Annotated in this window: 28 protein-coding genes and 7 pseudogenes; 19 read left to right on the forward strand and 16 right to left on the reverse strand. The window is 69.2% G+C overall.

Annotation, left to right across the window (positions count from 1 at the left end; translation table 11 throughout):
- The first annotated feature begins 157 nt into the window (after positions 1-157).
- The 13 genes and pseudogenes from J2S55_RS42930 to J2S55_RS42985 all read left to right on the forward strand — a co-directional run bounded on the left by J2S55_RS42930 (position 158) and on the right by J2S55_RS42985 (position 10,532).
- Complete coding sequence (locus J2S55_RS42930) at positions 158-997, forward strand: IS5 family transposase (protein ID WP_306858579.1); 840 nt, start codon at positions 158-160, stop codon at positions 995-997.
- Positions 998-1,122: 125 nt separating this feature from the next.
- Positions 1,123-1,711: pseudogene (locus J2S55_RS42935) on the forward strand (IS5 family transposase); the annotation flags it as partial.
- A gap of 178 nt (positions 1,712-1,889) precedes the next feature.
- A complete protein-coding gene (locus tag J2S55_RS42940) occupies positions 1,890-2,219 on the forward strand; it encodes a PadR family transcriptional regulator (protein ID WP_306868140.1) in 330 nt (109 codons plus the stop codon).
- Positions 2,220-2,221: 2 nt separating this feature from the next.
- On the forward strand, positions 2,222-2,635 hold the full coding sequence (locus J2S55_RS42945) for a DUF1048 domain-containing protein (protein ID WP_306873304.1): 414 nt from the start codon (positions 2,222-2,224) through the stop codon (positions 2,633-2,635).
- The gene (locus J2S55_RS42950) at positions 2,635-3,399 is read left to right on the forward strand and encodes an ABC transporter ATP-binding protein (RefSeq protein WP_306873307.1); all 765 of its coding nucleotides are present in this window, start codon (positions 2,635-2,637) and stop codon (positions 3,397-3,399) included. Before J2S55_RS42945 ends, J2S55_RS42950 begins: the two co-directional genes overlap by 1 nt.
- A 38-nt stretch (positions 3,400-3,437) precedes the next feature.
- A complete protein-coding gene (locus J2S55_RS42955) occupies positions 3,438-4,199 on the forward strand; it encodes an ABC transporter permease (RefSeq protein WP_306873310.1) in 762 nt (253 codons plus the stop codon).
- Positions 4,200-4,234: 35 nt separating this feature from the next.
- A complete protein-coding gene (locus J2S55_RS42960; RefSeq protein WP_306873313.1) occupies positions 4,235-5,443 on the forward strand; it encodes a cytochrome P450 in 1,209 nt (402 codons plus the stop codon).
- Between the two features lie 564 nt (positions 5,444-6,007).
- The gene (locus tag J2S55_RS42965; protein ID WP_306873315.1) at positions 6,008-7,309 is read left to right on the forward strand and encodes a serine hydrolase domain-containing protein; all 1,302 of its coding nucleotides are present in this window, start codon (positions 6,008-6,010) and stop codon (positions 7,307-7,309) included.
- A gap of 418 nt (positions 7,310-7,727) precedes the next feature.
- The gene (locus J2S55_RS42970) at positions 7,728-8,357 is read left to right on the forward strand and encodes a DUF1707 SHOCT-like domain-containing protein (protein WP_306873316.1); all 630 of its coding nucleotides are present in this window, start codon (positions 7,728-7,730) and stop codon (positions 8,355-8,357) included.
- A gap of 346 nt (positions 8,358-8,703) precedes the next feature.
- Positions 8,704-8,913: pseudogene (locus tag J2S55_RS48555) on the forward strand (histidine kinase dimerization/phospho-acceptor domain-containing protein); the annotation flags it as partial.
- 39 nt (positions 8,914-8,952) lie between these two features.
- Positions 8,953-9,393, forward strand: coding sequence for a sensor histidine kinase (locus J2S55_RS48560; protein ID WP_370879818.1), 441 nt, complete (start codon positions 8,953-8,955; stop codon positions 9,391-9,393).
- Between the two features lie 162 nt (positions 9,394-9,555).
- The gene (locus J2S55_RS42980; RefSeq protein WP_306873322.1) at positions 9,556-10,155 is read left to right on the forward strand and encodes a TetR/AcrR family transcriptional regulator; all 600 of its coding nucleotides are present in this window, start codon (positions 9,556-9,558) and stop codon (positions 10,153-10,155) included.
- Between the two features lie 203 nt (positions 10,156-10,358).
- The gene (locus J2S55_RS42985) at positions 10,359-10,532 is read left to right on the forward strand and encodes a low temperature requirement protein A (protein ID WP_306873324.1); all 174 of its coding nucleotides are present in this window, start codon (positions 10,359-10,361) and stop codon (positions 10,530-10,532) included.
- A gap of 209 nt (positions 10,533-10,741) precedes the next feature.
- On the opposite strand, the pseudogene J2S55_RS48565 reads toward J2S55_RS42985, so the two are convergent.
- From J2S55_RS48565 to J2S55_RS43015, 7 genes and pseudogenes are all read right to left on the reverse strand, one after another.
- A pseudogene (locus J2S55_RS48565) lies at positions 10,742-10,945 on the reverse strand (DUF4158 domain-containing protein); the annotation flags it as partial.
- The gene (locus J2S55_RS42990) at positions 10,935-11,354 is read right to left on the reverse strand and encodes an LLM class oxidoreductase (protein ID WP_306873325.1); all 420 of its coding nucleotides are present in this window, start codon (positions 11,352-11,354) and stop codon (positions 10,935-10,937) included. The pseudogene J2S55_RS48565 and the gene J2S55_RS42990, both read right to left, overlap by 11 nt.
- A gap of 26 nt (positions 11,355-11,380) precedes the next feature.
- A pseudogene (locus J2S55_RS42995) lies at positions 11,381-11,677 on the reverse strand (LLM class flavin-dependent oxidoreductase); the annotation flags it as partial.
- A gap of 34 nt (positions 11,678-11,711) precedes the next feature.
- On the reverse strand, positions 11,712-12,515 hold the full coding sequence (locus tag J2S55_RS43000; protein ID WP_306873327.1) for an aldo/keto reductase: 804 nt from the start codon (positions 12,513-12,515) through the stop codon (positions 11,712-11,714).
- Positions 12,516-12,556: 41 nt separating this feature from the next.
- Entirely contained in the window at positions 12,557-12,904 is a 348-nt protein-coding gene (locus J2S55_RS43005) for a nuclear transport factor 2 family protein (RefSeq protein WP_306873330.1), read from the reverse strand.
- Positions 12,904-13,320: a GlcG/HbpS family heme-binding protein gene (locus tag J2S55_RS43010; protein ID WP_306873333.1), complete on the reverse strand. Its 417-nt coding sequence runs from the start codon at positions 13,318-13,320 to the stop codon at positions 12,904-12,906. Before J2S55_RS43010 ends, J2S55_RS43005 begins: the two co-directional genes overlap by 1 nt.
- A 58-nt stretch (positions 13,321-13,378) precedes the next feature.
- Positions 13,379-14,621, reverse strand: a pseudogene (locus tag J2S55_RS43015) (MFS transporter).
- Positions 14,622-14,786: 165 nt separating this feature from the next.
- On the opposite strand from J2S55_RS43015, the pseudogene J2S55_RS43020 reads away from it, so the two are divergent.
- Both J2S55_RS43020 and J2S55_RS48570 read left to right on the forward strand, forming a co-directional pair.
- Positions 14,787-15,255, forward strand: a pseudogene (locus J2S55_RS43020) (MarR family winged helix-turn-helix transcriptional regulator).
- A gap of 713 nt (positions 15,256-15,968) precedes the next feature.
- Positions 15,969-16,289, forward strand: coding sequence for a hypothetical protein (locus J2S55_RS48570; protein WP_370879759.1), 321 nt, complete (start codon positions 15,969-15,971; stop codon positions 16,287-16,289).
- Here J2S55_RS48570 and J2S55_RS43025 read toward each other — a convergent pair.
- From J2S55_RS43025 to J2S55_RS43050, 6 genes and pseudogenes are all read right to left on the reverse strand, one after another.
- Positions 16,208-17,026, reverse strand: coding sequence for a DUF6596 domain-containing protein (locus tag J2S55_RS43025; protein ID WP_306873336.1), 819 nt, complete (start codon positions 17,024-17,026; stop codon positions 16,208-16,210). The genes J2S55_RS48570 and J2S55_RS43025 overlap by 82 nt on opposite strands.
- An 11-nt stretch (positions 17,027-17,037) precedes the next feature.
- Positions 17,038-17,277 (reverse strand): hypothetical protein, encoded by a 240-nt coding sequence (locus J2S55_RS43030; protein ID WP_306873338.1) that lies wholly within the window; start codon positions 17,275-17,277, stop codon positions 17,038-17,040.
- Positions 17,274-17,651: a YciI family protein gene (locus J2S55_RS43035; RefSeq protein ID WP_306873340.1), complete on the reverse strand. Its 378-nt coding sequence runs from the start codon at positions 17,649-17,651 to the stop codon at positions 17,274-17,276. The genes J2S55_RS43030 and J2S55_RS43035 overlap by 4 nt, the downstream gene beginning before the upstream one ends.
- Positions 17,652-17,668: 17 nt before the next feature.
- Positions 17,669-18,121: a dihydrofolate reductase family protein gene (locus tag J2S55_RS43040; protein ID WP_370879760.1), complete on the reverse strand. Its 453-nt coding sequence runs from the start codon at positions 18,119-18,121 to the stop codon at positions 17,669-17,671.
- 333 nt (positions 18,122-18,454) lie between these two features.
- A complete protein-coding gene (locus J2S55_RS43045; RefSeq protein WP_306873346.1) occupies positions 18,455-18,697 on the reverse strand; it encodes a hypothetical protein in 243 nt (80 codons plus the stop codon).
- 103 nt (positions 18,698-18,800) lie between these two features.
- Positions 18,801-20,072: pseudogene (locus tag J2S55_RS43050) on the reverse strand (alpha/beta hydrolase).
- 1 nt (position 20,073) lies between these two features.
- Here J2S55_RS43050 and J2S55_RS43055 point away from each other — a divergent pair.
- The 4 genes from J2S55_RS43055 to J2S55_RS43070 all read left to right on the forward strand — a co-directional run bounded on the left by J2S55_RS43055 (position 20,074) and on the right by J2S55_RS43070 (position 24,769).
- Positions 20,074-20,958: a LysR family transcriptional regulator gene (locus tag J2S55_RS43055; RefSeq protein ID WP_306873349.1), complete on the forward strand. Its 885-nt coding sequence runs from the start codon at positions 20,074-20,076 to the stop codon at positions 20,956-20,958.
- Positions 20,959-21,473: 515 nt separating this feature from the next.
- Positions 21,474-22,118, forward strand: a complete 645-nt coding sequence (locus J2S55_RS43060) for a hypothetical protein (protein ID WP_306873351.1) — start codon at positions 21,474-21,476, stop codon at positions 22,116-22,118.
- 246 nt (positions 22,119-22,364) lie between these two features.
- Positions 22,365-23,096 (forward strand): dienelactone hydrolase family protein, encoded by a 732-nt coding sequence (locus J2S55_RS43065; protein ID WP_306873353.1) that lies wholly within the window; start codon positions 22,365-22,367, stop codon positions 23,094-23,096.
- 341 nt (positions 23,097-23,437) lie between these two features.
- Positions 23,438-24,769: a serine/threonine-protein kinase gene (locus J2S55_RS43070; protein WP_306873356.1), complete on the forward strand. Its 1,332-nt coding sequence runs from the start codon at positions 23,438-23,440 to the stop codon at positions 24,767-24,769.
- A gap of 225 nt (positions 24,770-24,994) precedes the next feature.
- On the opposite strand, the gene J2S55_RS43075 is transcribed toward J2S55_RS43070, so the two are convergent.
- Genes J2S55_RS43075 through J2S55_RS43085 form a run of 3 tightly spaced genes read right to left on the reverse strand, consistent with a single transcriptional unit; the run spans position 24,995 to position 26,731 of the window.
- Complete coding sequence (locus J2S55_RS43075; RefSeq protein WP_306875860.1) at positions 24,995-25,648, reverse strand: DNA alkylation repair protein; 654 nt, start codon at positions 25,646-25,648, stop codon at positions 24,995-24,997.
- 43 nt (positions 25,649-25,691) lie between these two features.
- Positions 25,692-26,345, reverse strand: coding sequence for an SRPBCC domain-containing protein (locus tag J2S55_RS43080; protein ID WP_306873358.1), 654 nt, complete (start codon positions 26,343-26,345; stop codon positions 25,692-25,694).
- Positions 26,342-26,731, reverse strand: a complete 390-nt coding sequence (locus J2S55_RS43085) for an ArsR/SmtB family transcription factor (protein WP_306873362.1) — start codon at positions 26,729-26,731, stop codon at positions 26,342-26,344. Before J2S55_RS43085 ends, J2S55_RS43080 begins: the two co-directional genes overlap by 4 nt.
- Positions 26,732-26,912 lie beyond the last annotated feature (181 nt).

The following is a 26,912-nucleotide window of genomic DNA, read 5'->3' on the forward strand; positions in this document are numbered from 1 at the left end:
ACGCGAGCCAGCGCGTTCGGTTAAGCACCCGCCAGGCGCCGGTCTCGTACCGGAAAATCCTGTCTCATTCCATGACCTGAGGCTTTGTCCTTACCACCCGGTGACGAACATCTCCGAAGGGCTGGGCGGCCGGCGCGCCACACGATACGTCCAGGACATGGCCGAGCAGCGACCGTACCCCAGTGACCTGTCCGACGCCCGCTGGAAGCTCCTCGAACCCGTGCTGACCGCCTGGCGCACCGAACGCAGAGGAAAGGGCCTGGACATCGGACGCCCACCCGAGCACGACCTGCGCGCCATCATGAACGCAATCTTGTACGTCGACCGCACCGGCATCCCCTGGCGCTACCTGCCACACGAGTATCCGCCCTGGCAGACCGTCTACGGATACTTCGCCCACTGGCAGACCGACGGCATCTTCATCCAGCTCAGCGCCCTGCTGCGCCGCCTGGCCCGCACCACAGAAGGTCGCGATCCCGAACCGACGGCCTGCATCATCGACGCCCAAAGCGTCAAAACCTCAGCCAACGTGCCGGCCACCGGCCAGGGCTATGACGCCGGCAAGAAGATCGCCGGCCGCAAGCGCAGTATCGTCACCGACACCCTCGGCCTGCTCCTCGCGGTGCTGGTCACCGCCGCCGGCGTCTCCGACGGCGCCGCCGGCCTGCCCCTGCTGACCCAGGTCGCCGCAGACAACCCGACCATCACCAAAGCCTGGGCCGACAGCGGCTACCGCACCACCGTCATCGAGCACGGCGCCGCCCTCGGCATCGATGTCGAGGTCGTCCGCCGCGATCCCGCCACCAGGGGGTTCACCCCTCTTCCCCGCCGCTGGGTCGTGGAGCGGACCTTCGGCTGGCTGATGCTCCACCGCCGCCTGACCCGTGACTACGAGGCCCTGCCCACCCGCTCCGAAGCCATGATCCACACCGCCATGATCGACCTCATGACCCGCCGACTCACCCGCGAATCCACCCCGACCTGGCGAAACACCTGAAAGCCAAACCAAACGAAACTCACGGGATCAAACACCCACTTAGAACATGACTCATTTGGCGATCAGTCGTTAGATCGTCCGTGGATGTGTTTCTTTGTCGGCTGGTCCCCGACGAGTTCTGGCAGACGGTCCACCGCCGCTTCACCGAATGGAGCGCCACCAGGGTATGGGCCCAGCTGTACCGGATCCCGCTGGACGAGCTCGGCGCCCGCGGGGAGCCTGACTGGTCGCGGTGCGCGATCGACTCCGTCAGTGTTCGAGCGACCAAAGGGGGGCCCGACAGGTCCGAATCCTGTCGATCGCGGCAAGAACAGGTCGAAGATCCACCTCATCACCGAGCGGACCGGTCTGCCGATCTCTGTCGCGATCAGCGCGGCCAACATCCATGACAGCCTGGCGTTGGAACCGCTGGTACGCGGCATCCCGCCGATCCGCTCTCGCCGTGGACCGCGACGCCGCCGACCGGTGAAGCTGCACGGCGACAAGGGCTACGACTATCCGCCCTTCCTGCGCAGCCGTGGCATCGTTCCGCGCATCGCCCGCCGAGGGGTCGGGTCCAGCCGGCGACCGGGACGCCACCGCCGGGTGGTCGAGCGGACGGTCTCCTGGCTGGCCGGCTGCCGACGCCTGCACCGCCGCTACGAACGTCGAGCCGACCACTTCGCATCCTTCGTCGCCATCGCCGCAGCCCTCATCCGCTACCGCCGACTCACCAAACGAGACGTCGTCCAAGGGATGGCGGACTCGCTCACGAGCAGCGATCAGACCGCCCGCACCCACACGCTCAAGCTTCCGCTCCACATCTCAGCTATTCGGTGTTGCTAGGTACGGGTAGTCAGTGTTACTTTGTACTGGTAGTCAGCAACACCAAGTAGCTGAAAGGAGGCGCCCCATGGGCAAGCTCGCCACCGAGATGCTCAAGGGAACGCTGGAGGGCATCGTCCTGGCGATCCTGTCCAGCCGGCCCGCGTACGGCTACGAGATCACCGCGCAGCTGCGGGATCAGGGCTTCTCCGACATCGCCGAGGGCACCGTCTACGCGCTGCTGGTCAGGATCGAGCAGCGCGGCCTGGTCGACGTGGAGAAGGTCCCGTCGGAGAAGGGGCCGCCACGCAAGGTGTACTCCCTCAACGACCAGGGACGGGAGTACCTCGAAGAGTTCTGGCGAACCTGGAGCTTCCTGGCCGAGAGGCTCGAACAGCTCCGCGAAGGAGGCAATTAGCCATGGCCACAGGGTCGAACGAGCCGAAAAGCCGCTACCTGCAGTATCTGGAGGTGGTCACCGGGTCGCTGGAGGAGAAGAAGCGCTACCGGCACTACAAGGCGCGTATCAAGCAGCTTCCCGAGAACTACCGCATCGCGGTCGAAGCCGTGGAGCGCTACCTGATGCACTTCGGGCCGGCCGACGGCGCCGGCGCGATGGCGATGTACGAGGACCTCGCCGACCTGTTCGAGCAGGGCGCGGCGGACCGAACCCCGATCCGCGACATCGTCGGCGACGACCCCATCGAGTTCGTCGAGGCGTTCATGGCCAACTACCCCCTCGGCCAGTACCGGGCCCGCGAACGCAACCGCTTCGCCAACGCCATCGCCCGCGCCGCCGGCGAAACCACCCCACCACAAGACAGGACAGAGTGATGACGACCCAGCAAGCCCCGGCGATCCAGGTGCGGGGTCTGGAGAAGTCCTACAAGGAGCTGCGCGTGCTGCGCGGCGTGGACTTCGAGGTGGCGCGGGGCAGCATCTTCGCCCTGCTCGGCTCCAACGGGGCGGGCAAGACCACCGCCGTGAAGATCCTGTCCACGCTGCTCAAGGCCGATGCGGGCACGGCCCGCGTCAACGGCTTCGACGTCGCCGCGCAGGCCGCGAACGTGCGTGAGTCCATCAGCCTCACCGGGCAGTTCGCCGCCGTGGACGAGATCCTCAGCGGGCGGGAGAACCTCGTGCTGGTCGCCCGGCTGCGGCACCTCAAGGATCCGGGCAAGATCGCCGACGACCTGCTCGCGCGGTTCTCGCTGACCGACGCGGGCGGGCGGAAGGTGGCGACGTACTCGGGGGGCATGCGCCGCCGCCTCGACATCGCGATGAGCCTGATCGGCGATCCGCCGGTCATCTTCCTCGACGAACCGACGACCGGACTCGACCCCCAGGCCCGCATCGAGGTGTGGCAGGCCGTCAGGGATCTCGCCGACCGGGGCACGACGGTGCTGCTCACCACGCAGTATCTGGACGAGGCCGAACAGCTCGCCGACCGGATCGCGATCCTCCACGAGGGCCGGATCATCGTCAACGGCACCCTGGCCGAGCTCAAGCAACTGCTGCCGCCCGCCAAGGTCGAATACGTCGAGAAGCAGCCGACCCTCGAGGACGTCTTCCTCACCCTCGTCGGGACGACGGCATAACGGACCACGAAGGCATCACGAAGACATAAGGAACAACGATGAGCAAGCATTTCTTCGGTGACACCACCGTCCTGCTGGGACGGTCCCTGCGCCACATAACCCGCAGCCCGGACACCATCATCACGACCGCGATCATGCCGATCGCCATGATGCTGATGTTCGTCTACGTGTTCGGCGGCGCGATCAGAACAGAGTCGGACTCGTATGTGAACTACATGCTGCCCGGCATCCTGCTCATCACAGTCGCCTCGGGCATCGCCTACACCGCCTACCGGCTGTTCATGGACATGAAGGGCGGCATCTTCGAGCGCTTCCAGTCGATGCCGACCGCGCGGTCGTCGGTGCTGTGGGCGCACGTGCTGACCTCGCTGGTCGCCAACCTGGTCTCGGTCGGGGTCGTGATGCTCGTGGCCCTGCTCATGGGCTTCCGCTCGGGGGCGGGAGTGCCGGCGTGGCTGGCGGTGGCGGGCATCCTGATCCTGTTCACCCTGGCGTTGACCTGGATCGCCGTCATCCCCGGCCTGACCGCCAAGACCATGGAAGGCGCGAGCGCGTTCTCCTACCCGCTCATCTTCCTGCCCTTCCTCAGCTCGGCGTTCGTGCCCACCGCCACCATGCCCGGCCCGGTGCGCGCCTTCGCCGAGAACCAGCCGGTGACCTCCATCGTCAACGCCATCCGCGCCCTGTTCACCGGGCAGCCGGTCGGCACCGACATCTGGGTCGCCCTCGCCTGGTGTGTCGGCATCCTCGTCGTCGCCTACGCCTTCGCCATGAGGACCTACCACCGCAGGATCTCCTAGATCAGCCGCGTGCCTGCACATCGAAAGGAAAGCTCATGAACGATTTTGTCCACACCCTCACGGCGATGCCGACCGCGCGTCAGTCCGGCTGTCCCTTCGACCCGCCCAAGGAGCTGATCGAGGCCCGTGAGCACGGCCCGATCAGCCGCTTCCCCTTCCCCAGCGGTCACCAGGGCTGGCTGGTCACCGGATACGACCTGGTCCGGTCGGTCCTGGCCGACCAGCGGTTCAGCTCCCGCAAGGAGCTGATGCTCCACCACCCGCTGGTCGACTACGGCGACATCGAGGTCCCCCCGGCGCCGCCCGGCGAGTTCCTCCTCATGGACGAGCCGCAGCACAGCCGCTACCGCAAACCCCTGGTCGGCAAGTTCACCGTCCGACGGATGCGGCTGCTCACCGAACGCGTCGAGCAGATCACCGCCGACCACCTGGACGCCATGGACAAGGCCGGCCCGACGGCCGACCTGGTGACCGCGTTCGCCAAGCCCATCCCCTCCATCGTGATCTGCGAGCTGCTGGGCGTGCCGTACGAGGACCGGGGCCGCTTCCAGGAGAACATCGACACCTTCCTCGGCGGAGAAGTCAGCGACGAGGAGCTGATCGCGGCCTACCTGGCGACCCAGGAGTATCTCGCCGAGCTGGTGGCCGCCAAGCGCGCCAACCCCACCGACGACGTGCTCAGCGACCTGCTCGACAGCGACCTGACCGACGAGGAGCTCAAGGGCATCGCCCTGATCCTGCTGGCAGCCGGGTTCGACACCACCGCCAACATGCTGGCGCTGGGCACCTTCGCCCTCCTGCGGAACCCCGACCAGCTCGCCGCGCTGCGCACCGACCCCGCGCTCACCGACCAGGCCGTCGAAGAGCTGCTGCGGTATCTGAGCGTCGCCAAGCAGTTCCACCGGGTCGCGCTGGAGGACGTCGAGCTGGGCGGCCACACCATCGAGGCCGGCACGACGGTCATCCTGTCCCTCAACACCGCCAACCGCGACCCCGAACGCTTCCCCGACCCCCACACGCTCGACCTGCGCCGGCAGAACGGCGGCCACCTGGCCTTCAGCCACGGCATCCACCAGTGCCTGGGCCAGCAGCTCGCCCGCGTCGAGCTGCGCGTCGCGCTCCCCGCCCTGATCAACCGCTTCCCCACGCTACGCCTGGCCGTACCCGCCGAGGAGGTCAGCCTGCGCCCGGAGACCGCGGACATCTACGGAGTCAAGAGCCTCCCCGTCACCTGGGACGCGTAACCACTGACCCGGCCGCCACCACTGTGGCTACCCGCCTCTGTGGCGATCGCGTCCGCGCCGCCCGTATTCCGGTGGCACCCGGACGAGGGCAGCTCAGCCACCGGAGCCGCGAAGCCGGACGCTTCACCGCCTACGCATCACACGCGTGCCGCTGACCAGCACCTGCCCCATCCCGCACTCCCCCACAGGTCGATGTCCACCGCGGATTCACCGCGGCTCACGTGAACCTCATGCCGCCCTCGAACAGCCGGAACAGGCTTCATCAGCGGCCTCCCCCTGAGCGGCACCACCCATACGGGCCGGAGCGGGACGACGGCATGGGGCTGACGGCCGGGGCGCCCTTCGGCAAAAACTGCTCGTGCTCCTCGCGCACCACTCTTGCCGCGCCGATCCAATAACGCCGATCCAGTAACGCGGACCGTCCCGGTCGATCCGGGCGTACGTCTTCTCCAAAGTCTCAGATCCCTGAGTTTCAGCTCTCCAGAAAGGAATCACAGCATGGCAGACACGACAAGCGGGACACCCGAACAGGGACACGTCGGGCGTCGCACCGTGTTGAAGGGCGTGCTGGGCGCCGGCGCGCTCGCCGGCGCACACGCCGGCCTCGCCGGCCACGCCAACGCCTCCGTGAGCCGTGACGGTGGTGACGATGCCGAGCACGGTGTCGAGCACGGCTGGGGAAAGGTCGCCGACGCGTTCCGCAAGAACTTCAGAAACCCCGGCGAGGTCGGCGCGGCGTGCAGCGTCTACGTGGGCGGCCGCCCGGTCGTCAACCTGTGGGGCGGCCTCGCCGATCGTGAGGCGGACCGACCGTGGCGCAAGAACACCATCGTCCAGGTCGCGTCCACGACGAAAGGCGCTACCGCGATCTGTGCCCATATGCTGGCACAGCGCGGTGAACTGGATCTGGACGCCCCGGTGGCCCGATACTGGCCGGAGTTCGGCGCTGCCGGCAAGGACCAGATCCCGGTGCGCTGGCTACTGTCACACCAGGCCGGTCTGCCGATCGTCGACGGACCGCTGACGTTCGAGCAGGCCTGCGCGTGGCACCCGGTCATCCGCGCACTCGAGGCGCAGAAGCCGCTGTGGCGGCCGGGCACCGAGCACGTCTACCACAGCATCACGTTCGGGTTCCTGGTTGGGGAGGTCGTGCGCCGGATCTCCGGCAAGTCACTGGGCAGGTTCTTCGCCGAGGAGGTGGCCGCCCCGCTCGGGCTGAGCGCCTGGATCGGGCTGCCTGAGAAGCAGGAGAGACGGGTGGCCCGGATCCACTACGCCGCACCGTTCAGCGTGGAGGAGCTGACGGCCGGGCTGATCGCGATTACCGGGCTCGACGCGGACACGGTCACCGCATGGGTGAACGCCGTATGGGCTCCGGGCTCGGTCCAAGCCCGCGCCGGCGAGCTCGGCGGCGCCTTGGACAACACGACCGACTATCACACCACGCGTGCCTGGCGCGCGGCCGAGTTCCCGGCCGCGAACATGCTCACGGATGCGCGCTCGTTGGCGCGGATGTACGCCGCCACGGTCAGCGACGTCGACGGGGTGCGGCTGCTCGATCCGTCAACAGTCGAGAGAATGACGGTCGTTCAGACCGACAGGACGCCGATGCACGGGCTGCCGCCGGGGCTGAACATCCCCGCTGACCGATCCTTCTGGATGTCGCTCGGGTTCTGGCGGGCCTGCCAACCGCTGCCGATGGCCGGACCGGGGTCGTTCGGCCACCCGGGCTCCGGCGGATCGATCGGCTTCGCCGACCCCGATGCCGGTGTCGGCTTCGGCTACGTCACGAACCTCTGGAACTTCCGGCCCGACGATCCGCGCGCGGCGGACCTGGCCAAGGCCGTCCGGACCTGCCTCGGATGACGACAGTCCTCGCGTGACGGAGCTCCAGAAGGCGGCGGCCGAGCTGGAGAGGTCCTGATGATCCCGCGCCTGGTGACGGTACGCGATCGCAGGCGCAACGGCCGCCGGCTGCGGCTGAACGTCCCCGTCGTGCAGGCACCGATACTGCTGCTCGCCATGCCGACCGAGATCGGTCGCGTGCCCCGCCGGCCGGGTGAGTCCGGGAGGCGCGCTGTGCGGGGCGCCGGGCAACCGCTGTGGGTGCTCCCCGGCCCCGGATCGAGATCGAGCAGGGCCGAACGGCCGTGCCGGTAAGCCTCAGCACAGCACATCGAGGAGCTCGTCGAGCAGCTTGGCGAGGCCGCCGTCGACGTGTCCGACCAAAAGGGGCGGGTGTTCCGCGGGTGACACCGCCCAGGCTCCACGGAGGGAGACCCCGATGACGACACAGGAAACCCACATGCAGGGTCTTGAGAAGTCCTGCTCATCCGCGCTGCGCGCGTCCGACGAAGACCGCGACCGGGTCACCGAACTGCTGCGCGCCGCCGTCACCGACGGCCGGCTCGACCCGGTCGAGTTCGACGAGCGGCTGGACGCGGCGCTGGCCGCCCGCACCATCGACGCCCTGACCCCGCTCATCACCGATCTGATCGCGGTGCCAGGCAGCGGCGGCGCACTCACGCTGCCGCTCGCCGGCACGCCGGCCGAGCCGGCCGCCGAACTGCTCACCATCAAGGAGCGGCACGGCACGATGCGCCGTGACGGCCGGTGGACGCTGCCGCACCGGCTCGCGCTGCGCACCGCGTGGTGCGAGGTGATGCTGGACCTGACCAGCGCGGTGCGCACCGCACCTGAGCTGGTCATCGAACTGCGAGTACGTGGCGGCGACGTGGAGCTGGTCCTCGCGCCGGGCATGGTGGTGGACGCCAACGAGCTGTCGGTGCGGCACAGCAGCCTGGCGATCAGCAGGGATTCGGGCGACAACACGCCCGAGACACTGCGCGTCCGCTTGGTGGGCCGAATGCGGCACGGCCGGCTCAACACCCGGTGGCAGGCGCCGCGCCGGTGACACGGCAGGGCGAGGCGGGTCCGCGCCTCAGTGCTGGGCAGTGCAGGCGCGGATCTTCAGGAGCCCTTCGGTTGTGACCACCGCCTTCCCCGATCCGCTCATCAGGAGGCCGCCCCCCGCATGCCGGAGTTTTACCTAAATGCTGACATCTCACCTTGTTTGAGAATCATCATTCTCATACCGTGTGATAATGGGACAAACCTCCCGTTCCTTGCCAGAAAGGGAAGCTGTCATGTCGCAATGCCAGCCCTTGGCGCCGTTCATCGACCAGATCGTTCAGCTCGAACCCCGCCCTTCGGGCGACTGTGCCCGAAGGGCGGACGATCTGAGACGCAGTCTCGACGACATGAAAGAACGGCTGGAGCGGGCGCTCCAGCGGGAACGGCAGTTCACCTCCGACGCCTCCCACGAGCTGCGCACGCCCATCGCCGGACTCCGCGCCGAGCTGGAGGACGCCTGGCTGCACTCGGGGGAGATCGACATGGACGGAGTGCTGGAGCGCGCGCTGAGAAACCTCGACCGGCTGCAGGCGATCGTCGAGGACCTCTTCCTGCTGGTCCACCTGGACACCGCGTGGCCGGCGAGAACGCAGCCGGTGAATCTGGCGAGGCTGGTCGACGCCGAGATCTCCCGGCGGAGCGACCGGGACCGGGTCCAACTAAGCATGGACCCGTACGTCACCGTCGACGCCGTCGAGGACCAGATCGGCCGGGTGCTCAGCAACCTGTTGGACAACGCCCACCGGCACGCCGAGCGGCTGGTGCTGGTGCAGGTGCGCCGCGAAGCGGGCGCCGCCGAACTGACCGTGACCAACGACGGCCGGGGCGTGCCCGAGGCCGACCGGGACCGGATCTTCGATCTGTTCGCCCGGGTGGACACCTCCCGTAGCCGTGACCTCGGGGGAACGGGACTCGGTCTGACGATCGCCCGGGAAATCACCCAGGCCCATCACGGCACCCTGACCGTCGAGGGAACCCCGGCCGGAGGCGTGCGCTTCGTGCTCCGGCTGCCCGTCAACGCGGAACCGGATCTGTGAGACCGCGCCCGGGCCGGTCGTCCCCTCCTCGGACGCGCCGCCCGTAAAGATCGTCGGTGCCGGGCCGACACCGGCGCCGACCTGACGCCCACACGGCAAGAGACGCCCACACGGTAAGAGAACGACGATCCTCGCAGGGAGGTGACGAGGTTGGGCAACGAAATGGATCGAGTGAGGATCATGCGGGTGGCCGACGCGCTCTTCAACGAACGCGGTGTGCACGCGGTCGATATGGCCACCATCCGCGATATTTCGGGTGTGCCACTCAAGCGGATCTACGCGACCTTCGCGTCCAAGGACGAACTGATACACGAGGTGCTCCGCCAGCGTGACATCGATGCCCGCGCGGCCATCGTCCGATACGTCGACTCCCACGCCGACGCCCCCGTGGACAGCATCCTGGCCGTCTTCGACTACCTCTACAACTGGTTCAGCCAGCCGGAATTCCGCGGCTGCTTCTTCATCAACGCCTTCGGCGAGATGGGAAGCGTCTCCGACCGCATCGCCGACATCACCCGTGTCCACAAGTGCGCGGTGACGGACTACTTCAGCGAGCTCGTGGCGGCGGCGGGCCTGCCCGCGGACGTCGCCGACCAGTTGTCGATCCTCGTGAACGGCGCCATGGCGACCGCCGGCATTTTCGCCACCCCCGAGACGGCCCACCAGGCCAAGGCCATCGCACGCCTTCTGATCGACGCCTCCGGCGGGCCGGACGCCGGCCGGACCGGCATGCCGGCACCCCTGGCACCGGCCGGAGCGTGACACCGGGCCGAGCGGCGCCCTCTCGCTCCGCGACCACACTCCGGAGGGTGAGCGATCCGCGCCTTGCGAAGGCTGTCCCGCTGTTCCTCAACCCCGTCGGTCCCGCCGCCACACCCGTCCAGCGTGATGACTTGACGTGACTACCTGTTGGCTTACCGTGAATTCACGCCGGGTCGCGCTGCGCCCCTGACGGGCGTCCCGACGTGAGCGCAGCGTCAGACGCCGGCCTGCGCCGTGCCGTATCCCCGCTGGAGCTGTTCTTCGACCTGGTCTTCGTCTTCGCCGTCGGGCAGCTCGCGGAGCACCTGCACACCGAGCTGTCCTGGCGCGGCGCCGCCGAGGTGGTCGAGACGCTGGGCGCCGAAAGTGGGGACTGACAGGAAGGACGTTTCCATTTCATGCGTCGGTACACCGCGTCTTCATACGCTGGTACACCGCGTCGAAGTCGTCGACCTTGAGGCACAGGTGCATGGAGCCTGCTATCGACGCGCCCAGGTCCGAGACCGAGATCCGACGTGGTCGCGCCCGCCGGCAGGGCCTTGCTGGTGCGCAGCCACGTCACGCCGTCATAGAAGATCGCCTTCTTGCCGTCGCCGGTGTTCCAGGCCCGCGATCCGACCCGGGCGGTGAACTCAGCCTCCGCCCGGGAGAACTTCTTCGGCTTGCAGGCCTCACGGATCACCTCCTGGTGCTCGAACGGCGTGTTGCGCCGCTCGGTGTACCGCTTGACCCGCGAGACGTCCTCGATCCCGAGCTGCCCGCTGAGATACACCAGCACCTCATCGGGCACTTCCCCGGGCGGCGTGGACGGGCGCCGCGGCGAAGCGGGGCAGGACCTCTTCGGCGAGCTCGTGCAGCAACTCGTCGACAGGGCGGTCGTTGGGGCGGAGGCTGAAGGAGACGTGGGCGACGCCGAGGTCGGCCATGGTCTCCAGGTGCTCGACCAGGGCCTTGCGGCCTGTGCTGAGGCCGAGCCGGATGGGGTGGGCCGGGGCGTCAGGGTCGTCCTGGAGGGTGAGCAGCATCGGGGTGAGGTACGGCTTGCGGCCATCCGTCGACTCTCGCCATTCACGAGTCTTCAGCCGCAGCGCGCCCAGCTCGCGCGGGTAGTTGAGGGAGGCGTCGGCGTGCTCGGCGATCCAGTCCGGGGTCTGCTGGGCGCCGCCGGCGACGGCGATCGGTATGCCCGCCCGGTGCACCAGCTTGGCAGGACCTCCAGCTGCCGGTCGCCGCTGGCCAGGCCGAGCAGCATCCGGCCGCCCGACAGGACGTCGACGGTGGCCGCCGCCTTGGCGACCAGCAGCGGTTCGCGCAGAGGCAGGACGACGGCGCCGGTGCCGAGGACGACGTTCCGAGTGGTGGCGGCGAGATGGCCGAGGTGGGTGAAGGTCTCGAAGGTCGAGCGGCAGTTCCAGGCCGATGGTGAGGTGGCCGTCGGCGGGGGCGAGTCGGGCGAGTGCGGGATGAAGGGGTGCCATGGTGGATCCTCGGATGCGGTGGCAGCGGGGCCGTTCCGGGCCAGTCGGGGCTGCCGGGAACGGCGGGGCGGCGATCCGTCAGTTGAACCGGTCCGGGTGGGGGCCGGTGCGCAGGTCGCGGTCGGTCGCGGCGATCGCGGCCATGTCCTCGTCGGTCAGCTGGAGGTCAAAGACGTCGAGGTTCTGGTGGATACGGGCCGGGGTGACCGACTTGGGGATGACGATGTTGCCCAGCTGCAGGTGCCAGCGCAGCACCACCTGGGCTGGGGACTTGCCGGTGCGCCCGGCAATCGCGGTGATCACCGGGTCGTCCAGGACGGCGCCTTGGGCGAGCGGGCTCCATGCCTCGGTGGCGATGTTGTGCTCGGCGTGGAAGGCGCGCAGCGCGGCCTGCTGGAGGCCGGGGTGCAGCTCGACCTGGTTGACCGCCGGGACGAGCGCGCTGTTGTCCAGCAGGCGCTTGAGGTGGGTGGGCTGGAAGTTCGACACGCCCGCGGCGCGGATCCGCCCCTCCTGGACGAGGCGCTCGATGGCCCGCCAGGAGTCCAGGTAGAGGTCGCGGGCGGGGGTGGGCCAGTGGATCAGGTAGAGGTCGAGGTAGTCGAGGCCGAGCTTGGCGAGGCTGGCGTCGAAGGCGCGCAGGGTGGCCTCGTATCCCTGGTCGGCGTTCCACAGTTTGGTGGTGACGAACAGCTCCTCGCGCGGCAGCCCGGAGGCCAGGGCCCGGCCGACACCGGCCTCGTTGCCGTAGATCGCCGCGGTGTCGATGCTGCGGTAGCCGGCCTGAAGCGCGGCGGTGACGGCGGAGGTGGTCTGGTCGTCGGGGACTTGGAAGACTCCGAAGCCGAGCTGGGGAATCTTGACGCCGTTGTTCAGCTTCACGGTGCTGAGGGCGGAGAGTGCCGTGGTGTGCGGGTGCTCCTTCAGGCGGTACGCGGGGAGGGGGTGTAGCGGACGGTCTGTGCGCTGATGAGGTCGTCCCGGAAGACGAAGGTGTCGACGCCGTCGGTGACCTGGTGGGTGGCGGTGGTGGCGGTCCACTGCAGGAACAGGACGTTCCCGGCGAACTGCGGGGTCAGCCGCCAGTCGGCGTCCGGGAGGTCGGCCAGCAGGCGGCCGATGCCCTCCTTCACCCCCTGACGACCTGTCAGGACGCCTTCGGGGGTGAGGAAGACGGCGTCCTCCGTGTAGTTCTGGCTGATCAGATCGGGGTCCCCGGCGCCCAGGCGGTTGCCGTGGTCGGCGAAGACCTCCTGCGGAGTGCGGGTCATCAGCCGAGTTCCTTGAGTGCGGCGGTGGCAAAGGCGTGGTCCTGCTCGGGGGCACCGCCACCGAGGCCGAGGGCGCCGATGAGCTGTCCGTCGCGGCGGATGGGCACGCCGCCGGCGATGAACAGCAGGGCTTGTTCAGCGCGGTGGGCAGGGAGTGGAAGGGCCGTCCGGCTTGACAGGTCGACCAGGTCGGCGGTCGGCGCGTTCAGCTGAAGGGCGGTGTAGGCCTTGGCCGTGCTGGTTTCACCGGAGATGAGTACGGCGCGCTCGTCGCGGCGGAAGGCCAGCAGGTTTCCGCCGGCGTCGAGGACGGTGATGCTGGCGGGGACGCCCGCCGCGTCGGCGGCGCGGCGGGCGGCGAGGATGAGGGTCTCCGCGTCGGTAACGGTCAGCGGGGCCGTGGTGGTGGTGCTCATGGGACGTCTCCTTGTATCGGTGGGGAACACTCGGCCGGTGCGGCGCGGGTACGAGGGATCAGGAGCGGACGGCTCCCGCCGGGGCGGGAGCGGCGCTGCGGTCGGAGGCCGCGGTGGGGTCGAGGTCCGCCGGGGCGGAAGCCGCAGTGGTGCGGGTGGGCCGCAGCTCCAGCCGGTGTGAGATGACGGCCAGCACCAGAGCGGCGGCGGTCAGGACGGCCCCGACGGCGTTGGGCGCGGTGTAGCCGAGGCCGGCGGAGATCACCAGGCCGCCGAGCCAGGCGGACAGGGCGTTGCCCAGGTTGAAGGCGCCGATGTTGGCCGCCGAGGCCAGCGTCGGCGCGCCGTGGGCGTGGTCCAGGACGCGCTTCTGCAGCGGCGGGACGGTGGCGAAGCCGAGAGCGCCGATGAGGAAGACAGCCACGACGGACGCGGCCTTGCCGGAGGCGAGGAAGGTGAACAGCAGCAGGACCAGCGCCAGGCCACCCAGGGCGGTGTAGAGCATCGGCATGAGCCTGCGGTCCGCGAAACGGCCGCCGATGAGGTTGCCTGCCATCATGCCCAGCCCGAAGACCACCATCAGCCAGGTGATGGAGGATTCCGCGAAGCCACTGACCTCGGTCATCATCGGCGCGATGTAGGTGATCGCGGCGAACACGCCTCCGAAGCCGAGGACCGTCATGGCCATGGCCAGCATGACCTGGACGTTCTTGAAGACGGCGACCTCGTGGCGCAGCTGTACCCCGTCCGGCTTGGGTACGTCGGGTACGAGCTTGGCGACGCCGGCCAGGCCGAGCACGCCGAGGGCGGCGACGATCAGGAAGGTCACGCGCCAGGCCGGCGCTCTGGCCCACGAACGTGCCCAGGGGCACGCCGACGACGTTGGCCACGGTCAGGCCGGTGAACATCATGGAGATGGCTCCGGCCTTCTTCTCCGGCGCCACCAGTTCGGCGGCGACGACGGAGCCGATGCCGAAGAAGGCGCCGTGGGCCAGCGAGGCCACCACTCGGCCGATCAGCATGACGGCGAAGACCGGGGCGACGGCGGAGATGACGTTGCCGAGGATGAACAGGCCCATGAGCAGCATGAGCATGTTCTTGCGAGAGATCCTGGTGCCGAGGACGGTCATGATCGGTGCGCCGATCATGACGCCGAGGGCGTAACCGGTGACCAGGAAGCCGGCCGTCGGCACGGACACGCCGAGGTCCGCGCCGACCTGGGGCAGCAGCCCCATGATCACGAATTCCGTGGTGCCGATTCCGAAGGCCCCCATGGCCAGGGCCAGCAGTGCGAGCGGCATGACGAGGGTCCTTTGACAGACATAGTGAGTGCGTGAACGCCTTACGAGCGCCAACAATAATTGCACACGCGGGTTAATTGCAAACGCGGGTATAGTGAGCCGTGATACGGCGGCAGGCCTCCGACCTGCACCTCCGCTCGCACGACCTGACTGAGGGAGCTGCTCATGACCGCCACCGACCCGGCGATGACCGCCCTGGCACACAGCTGGTCGGCGCTCTCGCTGCTGCACGGACGCATCGAGAGCAAAGTCGAACGCGCGCTTCAGGCCGGACACCGATTGAGCGCACGCGAGTATTCGCTGCTGGACGTGCTGAGCCGCCAGCACGACGGCGAGGGCGGACACCTGCAGATGCGGCAGGTCGCCGACTCCGTCGTCCTCAGCCAGAGCGCCACCACGCGGCTGGTGACCCGGCTGGAGGACCGCGGGCTGCTCTCACGCTACCTGTGCCCCACCGACCGCCGCGGCATCTACACCGACGTCACCGACGACGGCCTGCGCCTGCTGGAGGAGGCACGCCCCCACCCACAACACCGCCCTGCGCCAGGCCCTCGACCAGGCAGCCGTCGATCCCGTGCTCGCGCCCCTGGTCCATGCCGTCCAGCAATTGCAGGGCGGTGTCCAGCCGGCATGACCTGCCGCCGCATGCGATGAAGGCACGGAGGGCACAGCCCGGCCATCCCACCTCTTGCCGGGCGGCTGCATCCGATCACCGTGCTGACCGTGGAAAGACATCGGTGAGGTGCCTCGAGAGGTCCTGACAAGATCTAGGGACAAGGGACACTCTGCCGATGAGCTGGAGTCGGGCTTCCGATCCGAACTCGCCGATGTCTTGTCCCAGGTCCTGCTCATGACACGGCATCACGGAGTCGACCTGGAGGCGGAGGTCAAGCGGAAATGGGTACCGTGGCATCCTGACCGGCTCTCCACCCAGAGCGGGAGCCGAGCGGCCGGCGCGGTGCTCAGCGAAGATGAGCTGTAGGGCACCGGCGGCCAGGGTGACGCACCCCGACGGCTCCTGGGCTCGGGCCGGCGCTCACGGGGACGGGCTTGCGGTCGTTCACCAGAGCGGGCCGCTCCGGCTGTGGGATCTTCTGGAGAAGGTTCGCCACGACTGGCTGCTGACCGGCCGTATCCCCCTGTACAGGGCCCGGGCTCGCATCGAGGCCGACGGGACGATCCACCTGACTCGGCGGGCTGGCGCGGCCGCATCGGCTGACCGCGTGCTCCCTCGGCTGGAGGACCGAACAGCCAGGCCATGCGGCCTGTCGCCTGCCCGGCCGGCAGCAGAGCACCCGTATCGACCTCGGAGAAACCTGTACCGGCTTCTTCCGGGAGGACGGGGTGGTGCCGCTCGATGACCCGCTCGGCTCGTTGTGGCCCGAGGTCGCCGGCCACCCACTCGGCCACGCCACCGCCCGGCATCTGCTCACCCACACCGCCGGCATGCCGCTGCGTGCCAACCTCAAGCACCTGTACGGTACCGACCCCCGGGCCGTCCGCGACGGTGTCCTGCGCGAGGAGCTGCATCGCCCGATCCAGGATGATCGGGCGGGCGTGACAGCGGGACAACGCGCCGGTCCCGGTCAGCGGGACAGTTCCTTGGCGCGTCGTTCGAGAAAATCTCGGACGGCCGGGTCCGTACTGAGGGTGGACGCTTGGGTGTAGGCGGCGCCCGCGTCCTGGTGTCGGCCGAGCCGGGCGAGCAGGTCGCCGCGTGCCGCGTGATAGGGCTGGAACCGCTCTCGTTCGCCGGGCAATGCCTCCAGCAGCGACAGTCCCGTTCGGGGTGAGCGGGTGCGTCCGATGACGGCGGCGTGGGCGACCCGGCTGCCCAGGCTCGGCGCGATCGCGACCAGAGCGGTGTAGAGGGTGCACAGTGCGTTCCAATCGGTGGCACCGCTGCGGGCCCGATCGCAGTGGACCGCCTGGATCGCCGCCTCCAGCTGAAACCGCCCGGGCGCCTGGCCTGGCCGCTCGGCCCGGCGGAGATAGTCCTGGCCCTCGGCGATGAGGTGGGGGTCCCACTTGTCTGGGTCCTGCTCCTGCAACGGCAGATAGCGATCGCCGGGAGTCGTGGCACGCGCCGAGGCCAGGGTGAGCAGCGCCGCCAGCGCCCACGCCTCGGGCTCGTCGCCGAGCAGCCTCGCGGTCGTGACGGCCAGGAACCGGGCCTCCCCCGCAAGCGACGCCCCCTCGCCCCGCTCCGGGAAGGCCAGCGCGTAGCAGCCGTACACCGCCTCAAGCACCGACGGCAGCCGCTGGGGCATCGCCTGTCGCCCGGGGAGGACGAAGGGGATCTTGGCGTCCCTGATCCGCCGCTTGGCCCGCACCAGCCGTTGCGACATCGCCCCGGCGGGCACGGCGAAGGCCCGCGCGATCTGGGCGGAGTCGAACCCGAGCACGGCCTGCAGCATCAGCGGCGTACGGACGTTGGCGGCGATGGCTGGTTGCGTGCGACCGTCAGCAGCCAGCCGTCGGGGTTGTCCGGTACGCCGTCGCGCGGCCACGTGATCAGAGCCTGCTCGAAGGCCTGCGCCAGGGTGTCCTCGGCGAGTTCGAGGTCGCCGGTCGGAGCGGCCAGCAGGGCGACCAGCCGGCCATAGGACGCCCGTGCGGCGCGCTCGGCGACGTGCGCAGCCGTCTCGCCGGTCACGATGACTCAGCCCACGTCCCGGCCTCGATGTGCACGGCACCGGGCCGGACCTCGACGGTGCCCCACGACAGCGGCGGAGCCTGCCGTGCCCACTCCAGGGCGGCGTCCAGATCCGGCACGTCGATGACGATCACGCCCCCGAGCTGCTCCTTGGTGTCGGCGAACGGCCCGTCCTGAATCCGTGGCTCCCCATCGACCAGCGTGAGCGTGGTCGAACTGGTCGACGGCTGCAGCACCTGGCCGCTCACCAGGATCCCGGCCTGCTCCAGCGTCGCGGCGTAACTGGCCATGGCCCGCATCCCGGCGGCTATCGCCTCGGCCCCGATCGACTCCTCGCTCGCCTCGCCGTAGTGGAACAACAACATGTACCGCATGTCTTGATCCTCCCTCGTCAATTGACCGTGTAGCGTGCGATCAGCACACCGGTCGTGGCCATGATCGCCTCCTGAAGCGTCAGGTCGGTACGTTCCCCCTCGCCGAACAGCCGCGTGCCCGAACCGAGCACGATCGGGTGGATCAGCAGGACATACTCCTCGACCAGGCCCGCCGCGTGCAGTGAGCGCACCAGCTCACCGCTGCCGAGCACCCTGATCACGCCGTCGATCTGGCCCTTAAGCCGTGCGACGGTGCCGGCCGCCTCCCCCACCAGCAGCGTGGAGTTGGGGTAGGCGAGTTCGGTGCCCGCCTGGCGGGAGGCGACGTACTTGCGCGAGTTCACCAGCACCTCGGTGAACGGGTTGGGGTCGGCCACCGATGTCCAGTGGCCCAGCAGGTCGTCGTATGACCGGTGCCCGAAGAGCATCGCCGTGGCCCTGCCCATCCCTCCGACGAACCTCCCGATCACCTCGTCGGTGTACCCGATGCCCCAACCGCCGTGACGGAATCCATCCCGGGTGTCCTCGTCCGCCCGGCCCGGCCCTTGCATGACGCCATCTACACAGACGTTCGCGAAAACGCTGATCGTGCCCACCTCGAACTCCTCGTCTCGTGATCGTCCAGGCCGTGCTCGTGCCCGGCACAGTGATGACGAGGTGGAGAGGGCCGGACAGACACCCGCCAGTCCACACGTGGACACTTTGGCAGCCCCCTGGTCCGTCGGGACACCGCGCTTGCGACCAGCGCGATCGGGACGCGCAGCTGCTCCAGGAACTGGTAGCGGGTGTGGGTGAGGATGAGGTCAGACACGAGCCCCCTCCTTGGAGGTGATGGTGATGAAGGCCTCTTCCAGCGAGGCCGGCCGCACCTCCAGATCGGCGAAGGCCGTCCCGGCACCTGCCGGCTCGGTGACCAGCAGGTCGGAGTCGGTGGTGAGCAGGTGCACCCGGCCGTCCTCGACCGGGCTCCGCGAAATCCCGGGCAGATCTGGTACGGCCGGCGCCGCGGAGGAGACCCGGCGCACGCCCACCAGCAGGTTGATCAATACGGATCGCCCGGGGTGGGTCTCGCATCTCGCACAGGCCGTCGGGCCCGACGAAGCATCCGCCGGCCAGGTCCTGGACGGCTGGGTGCAGCACTGTCTTCCATTAGGACCGGCGGATCCTCTCGCGCGACCTCACCCAGGCGGTGAAGCCCTCGATCGCGTCGACGACCGCCTCGAAGCGGACAGAGTGGTACAGGTCGAAGGCGTGGTTCCCGCCGCGCAGTTCGGCGTAGACGACGGGGGCGGCCGAGGTGGCGCGTAGCCGGTCGGCGAAGTGCCGGGCATCGGCCGCGGGCACCTGCGGGTCCAGATCGCCGTGGGCGATGAGGAACGGCGGTGCGTCCGGTGCGATGTGGGCCAGCGGTGAGGACTCGGGGCCCTGGCCGAAGTAGGTGCCGTACCAGCCGTTCAGGTAGATGGCGCCGGTCACGGAGGTGTCGGCGTCCTCGAAGCCCGGCTGGAAGGCGGGGTCGTTCTGGGTGAGCGCGGCCAGCGCCGCCATGTGCCCGCCCGCCGAACTGCCCGCGACGAACAGCGTCGACAGGTCGGCGCCGTACTCGTGGGCGTGCTCGCGTACCTAGGCGATGATCTTCTTGAGGTCGATCAGGTGGTCCGGGTGCTGGGCCTCGGGCCGTAGCCGGTAGTTGGCGCTGATGCACACCCATCCCTGGCCGGCGAGGTGATAGAGCAGGGGAAGTGACTGGCTGTTCTTGTGGCCCCCGGAGTAGCCGCCGCCGTGCAGGTGGATCATCACGGGCGCGCCGGACGGGCGTGAGCGGTGATGGTAGAGGTCGAGCACGTTGCGGCGGCCCGCGTCGCCGTAGGCGAGGTCGGCCACACGCCGGACGTCCAGGCGGCGCCGGAAGATGGGCAGGAGCAGGATGCGGGCCCACGGGGGGCGGCGCCGCAGTCCGACGCCGAGGTCGGCGTCGATGGCGGCGCGCCACCCCGCACCCAGCCCGAAGTCCATCGCGCGCTCGATCCTGGCCCGCTCGCCCATCGCGCGGTAGGCGATGACCGCGAGCCCGATCACGGTCACGGCGGCCAGGGCGACGGCCGCCCAGCCGCCCGCCGAGTCGATGTCACCGTCGGCGAACGCCAGCGCCGTCGGCAGCAGCAGCAGCATCCAGAAGAAGGCCGCGAACGGCAGTTCGTTGGCGGCCAGGCCGAAGTAGTAGCTCGGGCGGCCGAGCGGGCGTGAGAACGGCACCGGCCGTAGCGCGAACAGCGTGCCGACAGCGGCGAGCGCCACAGTGAACAGATACCCGAAGGGCACGGAACCTCCAAAGATCGCATCCGTGCGGATGATGTTAGGAAGGTCCGCTATATGCTGTCCAAGACCCGTATCCTCATCAGTTGATAGCCCTAGAGGCATAATGGATCTGCTGTCACTGCGCTACTTCCAGGCCGTGGCCCGTCACGAGCACATCAGCAGGGCGGCCGAGGAGCTCCGCGTCGCCCAGCCCTCGCTCAGCCGGACCATCGCGCGGCTGGAAGCCGACCTGGGCGTGCCGCTGTTCGACCGGCACGGCAGACGCATCCGCCTCAACCGGTTCGGCGCCGCGTTCCTGCGCCGGGTGGACAGGGCACTGGCCGAGCTGGAGGACGCCAGACGCGAGCTCACCGACGCCGCCGGCCTGGCCCGCGGCAGCGTCTCACTCGCCTCGGAGACCCTGCTCACGGTCACCGAACCGGTCAAGAACTTCATCGCCGAGCATCCAGGCGTCGCCGTACGCCTCTTTCAGGCGAGCCCGGAGGTCATGGCCGAGCGGCTGAGCGAGGGACAGGTCGACCTCTGCCTGGCCTCCGAGGCGCTCGAGGGGCCGGGACTGGTCCATGAGGAGCTGGTCCGCGAGGAGATCCTGCTCGCCGTACCGCTCGGGCACCGGCTCGCCGGGCGGCGGGAGGCGACCATGGCCGACCTGGCCGGCGAACCCGTCGTCACCACCCGGCCGGGGATCTGGCAGCGCACGCTGGCCGAGCGCCTGTTCTCCGAGGCCGGTTTGGAGCTGGTGGTCGCCTGTGAGATCGACGAGGCCACCACGGCCATCGAGATGGTCAGCGCCGGCCTCGGCGTGGGGTTCGGGCCCGCATGGTATCTCCGCTCGCCACTGGCGTCACGGACGCCGTTCTCTCCCATACGGCTGGCCGCCCCGGGCGCCGAGCGGGTCCTGCGGCTGTACTGGAGGGAGGGGGCCTACGTGTCCGAGGCAGCCCGCCGCTTCCGCGACCACCTGACCGCCTCGCTGATGGCGACTTAGGCCTGCTGATCTGCGGCGACAGCGATCAAGCCCGATGGCAGACGCGCGACCTTCACCGATGCGGGACGCTGACCGACACACGCCGCCTTCTCGTCAGAGTGTGCTCAGGGAGAACGCTGACCAGCGGGAACCACGCTGACGCCGGATCCCGCCCCGGACTCTCCGCCCCTGGAGCAGAAGGAGATGGTGCCAGAACCAGTGCGTTGACCCGCCGGAGGTCCACTCACGCCGCGGTGAGGTCGAGCCGGGTTTCCATATGTACCGGACCGGCGGCCGGCAGGCCGCGAAATCCGAGGGACACATCCGCATCGCCCGGCCCCGCCACGCCGCGACGATCTGATCGGAGGTCTCGGTGAACACCGCCTCGCTCACCCCCGAGGAGCGATTCGCATATCGCCCGAGCGGTCCGCAGGACTGGTCAGGGTGGCGGCTCGCCGTAGCTGTAGGAGCTCCGGGCCCAGTGGGCGGCGGAAACCCGCATGCACTCGGGCGCGCGGATCTCGTAGGCTGCGCCCATGCTCCCCGACCTGCCGTGGCCCTCGATGACCCACCGCGAGGCCACGGCAGAGCTGGTGCTGGCGGGCTGGACCCCGTGCGGCGTCGGCGACTGGGCGACCGGCCTGCGCTCTCCCGACGGGCTATGGGTGGCCAGGGTGTGCCCGTTCGACCCGGCCTACGCCGCCTTCCTCGAGTTGTGCCGCCGCCGGCCCGGCAACCCCTACCTGCCGCGCGTGGCCTTCGACACCCCGCTGGACGGCGGCGGCACGCTGGCCGTGCTGGAATTCCTGCCCCCGCTCGAGTCGGCGCGGGCAGAGGAGGTCGCCCGCCAGTGGCGGGAGGGCGCGGGTGACCCAGCCCTGGCGGACGTCCGGCAGGCTGCCGCCGCGGTCGACGCCGAGTTTCGGGCCAGGGTGCCCTGGTGGGACGGCATCGACCTGAACACCGGCAACCTGCGGCAGGCCCTCGACGGGCGAGTGGCGGTCATCGACGTGTTCTGCATGGACGGCGCCTCCGTCTACGCGCAGGTCCTCGAGGACGCCGGCGTGGTCCGCGACAAGCTGCCCAACAGCCGCCACATCCTCGACATCCCCTATATCGCCCGCGAGAGCACCCCCGAAGAGATTCGGGCCCTCCACGCCGCCTGGTATCGCACGCCGTAGGGTCGGCGGGCGCCTGCAGGATCATCTAGGCAAGCGCCCAGCTGGTGCCGCATCAGGCGACGTTCGCCCTGGCGAGATCCTTGCCCGGACGCGGGTGGGGTGAAGCCCTTCGTGATACGTTCCGGTGTCGTCGTACGCTTCGAGCTGAGGAGGTGAGACCGATCAACGCTGTGAAAGGTCGGGCCCCACTCCCTCGCACGGCCTGGGGAGTGCCCGCAGAAGGCATCCCGAAAGGCTTCGATCGCTATGCGCTTCATCTCTGAGACGACGTCCGACGGCGTCTCCGAACAGCTCTTCATCCTCGGTGAGATTCCCGGCGTGCTGTGGACGCCGGAAGGTGCCGTCGGCACTCGCCCCCTCATCCTGATGGGACACGGCGGCGGCCGGCACAAGAAAGCCCCCGACATCGTGGCGCGTGCACGCCGCTCCGTGGCCGAGTGTGATTTCGCTGTGGTGGCGGTCGACGTTCCCGGCCATGGCGACCGGCCGAAGGATGAGGAGTACGACCGGATCGCGACCGAGAACCAGGCTCGCGTGGACGCCGGAGAAGAGTTGGCTCCGCTGATCGCCGGTTTCCAGACGCTCGTAGCCCGCCGGACCGTCCCGGAATGGCAGGCCGTCCTGGACGTGGTCCAGCAACTCGAGCACGTCGGCGCCGGCCCGGTGGGCTACTGGGGTGTGTCGTTGGGCTGCGGACTCGGCGTTCCGTCCGTTGCCGCCGAACCCCGGGTCCGCGCGGCGGTGCTGGGCCTGGGCGGGGCGCTGGCCTCAGCCGAGGCCGCCGCGCGTATCACCGTCCCGGTGGAGTTCCTGCTGCAGTGGGACGATGAGCGGGTGCCGCGGGCCCAGAGCTTGGCACTGTTCGACGCCCTGGGCTCAGCGGAGAAGACGCTGCACGCCAACCCCGGCAAGCACGGTGAGCTCCCGGCCTTCGAACTGGACAGCACGCTACGGTTCTTCGCCCGGCACCTCTGCTGATACCTCCGCCTGCGGTCCGCGACGCGCCGATCGGATCCGTTCCCGATCGGCGCGTTCTGGCGAACACCGGTCGGCGTGACCGACAGAGTCCAGGTCCGGGAGATCGATGACGACGAGGGCCGGTGGCTGCTGCGGATCATCCGCAGCAGCCACCGGGTCGGCGGTGACCTGGCGGCGGGCTCAGACGGTGCTGCTGTCCGCGCAGATGGGCAGATGGGCAGATGGGCAGACCAAGTGAAGCAAACGGCCATGCGCCGATGACGGTGGCTGTACCCTGATCAACTGTCCGTGCCGAGCACGATGGCAGGAGACGGTGCATGACTTCGAGGCTGGCCGGTGACATGGTCGGCGGGCGCTACCGGCTGGCCGCCGAACTGGGGTCCGGTGGTTTCGGGCGGGTCTGGCGGGCCCGCGACGAGACCCTCGACGTGGACGTTGCGATCAAGGAACTGCAGCTGCCACCGGGGATGCCGGAGACCGAACGGGCCGAGCGGCTGGCGCGCGCCACGCGCGAGGCCCGCAATGCCGCCCGGTTACGCAAGTACGACGGCATCGTCGCGATCCACGACGTCGTCATCGACGACGGCCTTCCCTGGATCGTCATGGAACTGGTCGACGGCTGCTCGCTGAGCGAGCACGTGCAGGAGCACGGACCTCTTCCAATGGGCAGGGCCATCGAGGTCGCCGCGGCGCTGCTGACGGCAATAGGCGCAGCGCACCGGGAAGGTGTCGTGCACCGCGACATCAAACCGGCCAACGTCATGCTTGCCGAGAACGGGAAGGTCCTGCTCACCGACTTCGGGACAGCGATCCACCAGACCGACACCGCACTGACCGTCACCGGGATGGTCATCGGCTCGGCGGAGTACACGGCGCCCGAGCGGTTGCGTGGCAGCGACGGCCTTCCCACCGGGGATCTGTTCTCCCTCGGCGTGACCCTTTACCAGGCCGTCGAGGGCGTCTCGCCGTTCCGCCGCGATACCCAGGAAGCGACGTTGGCCGCAGTACTACTGGAGGAGGCCCCGGCACCGCGACGGGCCGGGCCGCTCACGCGGCTCATCACCCGGCTACTGGACAAGGACCCGGGCCGCAGGCCGACGGTCGACCAAGCACTGGCCATGGCAGGTGACATTGCGGGTGAGCAGCCCGCAACCGAGGTCCACGTATGGCGCGACACCAAGATCCTCCCGGCTCGGCCGGAGAAGTGGCCACCCGTAGGTGCTGCGGCGCTGATGGTGGTCATAACGGCGATGGCGGTCATCACGGCGCTCGGCGCCGCCGGACTCCCCGATGCCGGCGGAACGTGGGAGCACTTCGAGCACTACGGGGACAACGCCGTGCTCAGCGTCGCCGTATTGATCGTCGCCGTTGCCGATGTCGTTCTCGCCGGCTTGGTGTGCGCCAGTCTCGCGCGGTTCCTGCCGGCGAACGTCGGCAGGACCGTCACCGCTGTCGTCGGTGTCGCCGGGCTCGTCTTCGGCTGTGGCGCGACCGCTTTCGCCTTCCACGGCGCCGGCGAGATCTTCCGGAACACGACGGAGCTCTCCGGGCGAGAGTCCGCGACGGTGTCGCTGGCCCTGATCAGCATCGTCGTCCTCGTCGCTGTCGGGTCGGCCTGGAGCTCACATCGCACCGATCGACGCGGAACGATCAGAGGTCGAACACGATCATGACCGCCCGCACGATGCGCCATGGAGAGCACGAGGTACGGCCCAGCCCAGCCGGTTGTCCCGTTGCCTCAAGACCGGCGCCCGCTGCGGACACAACGGGCGCACCGCAGATCATCGATCAGACCAGGAGTCCCAGGGTTCCGGGCGCTTCCCAGTCGGGGTGTTGGTGAGGAACGTGTCACCAGCCGCTCGACTGTCCCCATGCCCGAGGCGACGAGCCACCGTCGATCAGGCCACCGTGTTGTCGTGCTGTCGGCGCACCATCTCCGCGATCCAGGTAGGCACGAACGGAGATGTGCAGCCCGGGGACGTCGGGTAGTCCTTGAGCACCTGGAGGCGCTCACCGATGTCGATCGCACGGGGGCGGTGCTCGGCGTGCTCGATCCCGATCTGGGCCAGGCAGTTGTTCATCTCCCACTGCAGTCGGTCGTGGGCGTCCTTCATCTCCGCCTCGATGACGTCGAGCAGCCCTGCGAGATCGAGGCCCTCGGGCTTCTTCGCCACCCGGTCGGCGGTCAGCGCCCAACCGGCACTCGCGACCACCGGATCCGGGTCGGCGGACCAGGCCAGGCGCAGCTCTTCGGCGTGCGGGTTCTTCTTCACCACGTAGTTCACCAGCCAGCCGTGCACCTTGGGAGTGCGCGTCTGGCGCAGCATGGCGTCCAGCTCGTCTCGCCCGAACGCCTTCGGGCGGCAGATCAGCAGCGCCAGCAGCCGCGCCGCCGAGTCGTCCGTCTCCCAGAGCCGGCGCGCGAGTTCCTGCTGCGTCTTCAGCCGCTTGGCGAGCACGCGCAGCTTGCCGAGGTTCACACCGTGATCGTCACCGTGTTTCTCGTTCACCTCGCGTGTCCTGGGGTCGGCCAGCTCGGCCAGCTCGGCCATCACCTCGGCCACCATCGCCTCGGTCGGTGTCGTCTTGGCCACCTCAGTGCCCTGCCTCGTCGTGGGGGGCGTAGTGCTGGGTTGCGAACGCGACCGCCGCGGCGATGTCGTCGTCGCTGGTGCCCCAGGCGGTCTGGATCGCCTGTCCCCAGGCTTGACCGCTGCACACCGCGAACTCCTTGACGTCCGGTGCGTTCTCCCAGGTCGCCGGGTCGAGGCCCGCGCCGCGCAGGTGCAGGTCCAGGCCGAGGAGGGCGAGGTCCCAGCCGGTGCCGATGCCGATGGTGCCGCCGGGGCCGTAGGCGCGCAGCATCTCGTCGACGAACTCGGCGGGGGAAGCGTGCTCCAGCTCGAAGACGGTGTCGCCGTCCTCGCCCTTGGAGAGGCGGACCTCGACCTCGGTGGCCATGCCTTCTCCCATGGTCCAGGTCACCTTGAGCAGGTGCGGCTCCTCGCAGCGCAGGATCTCCCCGCCGGCGTTGCCCTCGAGCTGAAAGGTGCCGCCCAGGCGGAGATCACCGCTGACCGGCCCCAGCCACCGGCCGATCCGGTCGGGCTCAGTGCAGGCACTCCAGACGTCCTCGATCGCGGCGTCGTAGGTACGGCGCAGCAGCACCGAGCGCCCCGCACCCGTGCTGACGGGCTGGTCGCCGATCTCCCGGTGGGCGGCGTTGACCTGGTTGATGACGTCGATCACGTGTCTTCCTTGCTCTTGGTGGGTGGTTTGCTGCCCCCCGACGGCCCGTCTCCGCGCCGTTCACTGCGTCCGCGCCTGCCCCGCGCGAGTTCGGTGCTCAGCGCGTCCAGGCGCTGGTTCCAGCACCGCCGGAAGTGCTCCAGCCAGACGTCGACCTCCTGCAGGGGCTGGGCGTCGACCGCGTAGAGGCGGCGCGTGCCCTCCGCCCGGACGGCCGCGAACCCCGACTCCCGCAGCACGCGGAGGTGCTGCGAGGTGGCCGGCTGGGAGATCCCGAACTCCTCGCGAATGCGGCCGCTCACTGCGCCGGCGGTCTGCTCGCCCTCGGCGAGCAGCTCCAATATCCGGCGGCGAACGGGGTCGCCGAGTACGTCGAAGGCGTGCACGGCCCCATGATTTCAGCTACGACTTATATAAGTCAAATGTTAATCTCTGCTGTCGGCCGAGACCGGGGACGCGGCTGACTTGGGCGCGGGCAAGTGCGGTCATCGCCAGGGCTCCTGAGCCCGCGTGATCCCGCGGCCCTGCTCGACGAGCGCGGGCCCGCATGGCCGAACTCCTGGGCGT

This window comes from Streptosporangium brasiliense (assembly GCF_030811595.1).
Classification (GTDB): domain Bacteria; phylum Actinomycetota; class Actinomycetes; order Streptosporangiales; family Streptosporangiaceae; genus Streptosporangium; species Streptosporangium brasiliense.

Coding starts and splice junctions, on each gene's coding strand:
- J2S55_RS42930 (WP_306858579.1), top strand. CDS start 158: ATGGCCGAGCAGCGACCGTACCCCAGTGACCTGTCCGACGCCCGCTGG.
- J2S55_RS42940 (WP_306868140.1), top strand. CDS start 1,890: ATGGGCAAGCTCGCCACCGAGATGCTCAAGGGAACGCTGGAGGGCATC.
- J2S55_RS42945 (WP_306873304.1), top strand. CDS start 2,222: ATGGCCACAGGGTCGAACGAGCCGAAAAGCCGCTACCTGCAGTATCTG.
- J2S55_RS42950 (WP_306873307.1), top strand. CDS start 2,635: ATGACGACCCAGCAAGCCCCGGCGATCCAGGTGCGGGGTCTGGAGAAG.
- J2S55_RS42955 (WP_306873310.1), top strand. CDS start 3,438: ATGAGCAAGCATTTCTTCGGTGACACCACCGTCCTGCTGGGACGGTCC.
- J2S55_RS42960 (WP_306873313.1), top strand. CDS start 4,235: ATGAACGATTTTGTCCACACCCTCACGGCGATGCCGACCGCGCGTCAG.
- J2S55_RS42970 (WP_306873316.1), top strand. CDS start 7,728: ATGACGACACAGGAAACCCACATGCAGGGTCTTGAGAAGTCCTGCTCA.
- J2S55_RS42980 (WP_306873322.1), top strand. CDS start 9,556: ATGGATCGAGTGAGGATCATGCGGGTGGCCGACGCGCTCTTCAACGAA.
- J2S55_RS43005 (WP_306873330.1), bottom strand. CDS start 12,904: ATGACCCGCACTCCGCAGGAGGTCTTCGCCGACCACGGCAACCGCCTG.
- J2S55_RS43010 (WP_306873333.1), bottom strand. CDS start 13,320: ATGAGCACCACCACCACGGCCCCGCTGACCGTTACCGACGCGGAGACC.
- J2S55_RS43035 (WP_306873340.1), bottom strand. CDS start 17,651: ATGCGGTACATGTTGTTGTTCCACTACGGCGAGGCGAGCGAGGAGTCG.
- J2S55_RS43055 (WP_306873349.1), top strand. CDS start 20,074: ATGGATCTGCTGTCACTGCGCTACTTCCAGGCCGTGGCCCGTCACGAG.
- J2S55_RS43060 (WP_306873351.1), top strand. CDS start 21,474: ATGCTCCCCGACCTGCCGTGGCCCTCGATGACCCACCGCGAGGCCACG.
- J2S55_RS43065 (WP_306873353.1), top strand. CDS start 22,365: ATGCGCTTCATCTCTGAGACGACGTCCGACGGCGTCTCCGAACAGCTC.
- J2S55_RS43070 (WP_306873356.1), top strand. CDS start 23,438: ATGGTCGGCGGGCGCTACCGGCTGGCCGCCGAACTGGGGTCCGGTGGT.
- J2S55_RS43075 (WP_306875860.1), bottom strand. CDS start 25,648: ATGGCCGAGCTGGCCGAGCTGGCCGACCCCAGGACACGCGAGGTGAAC.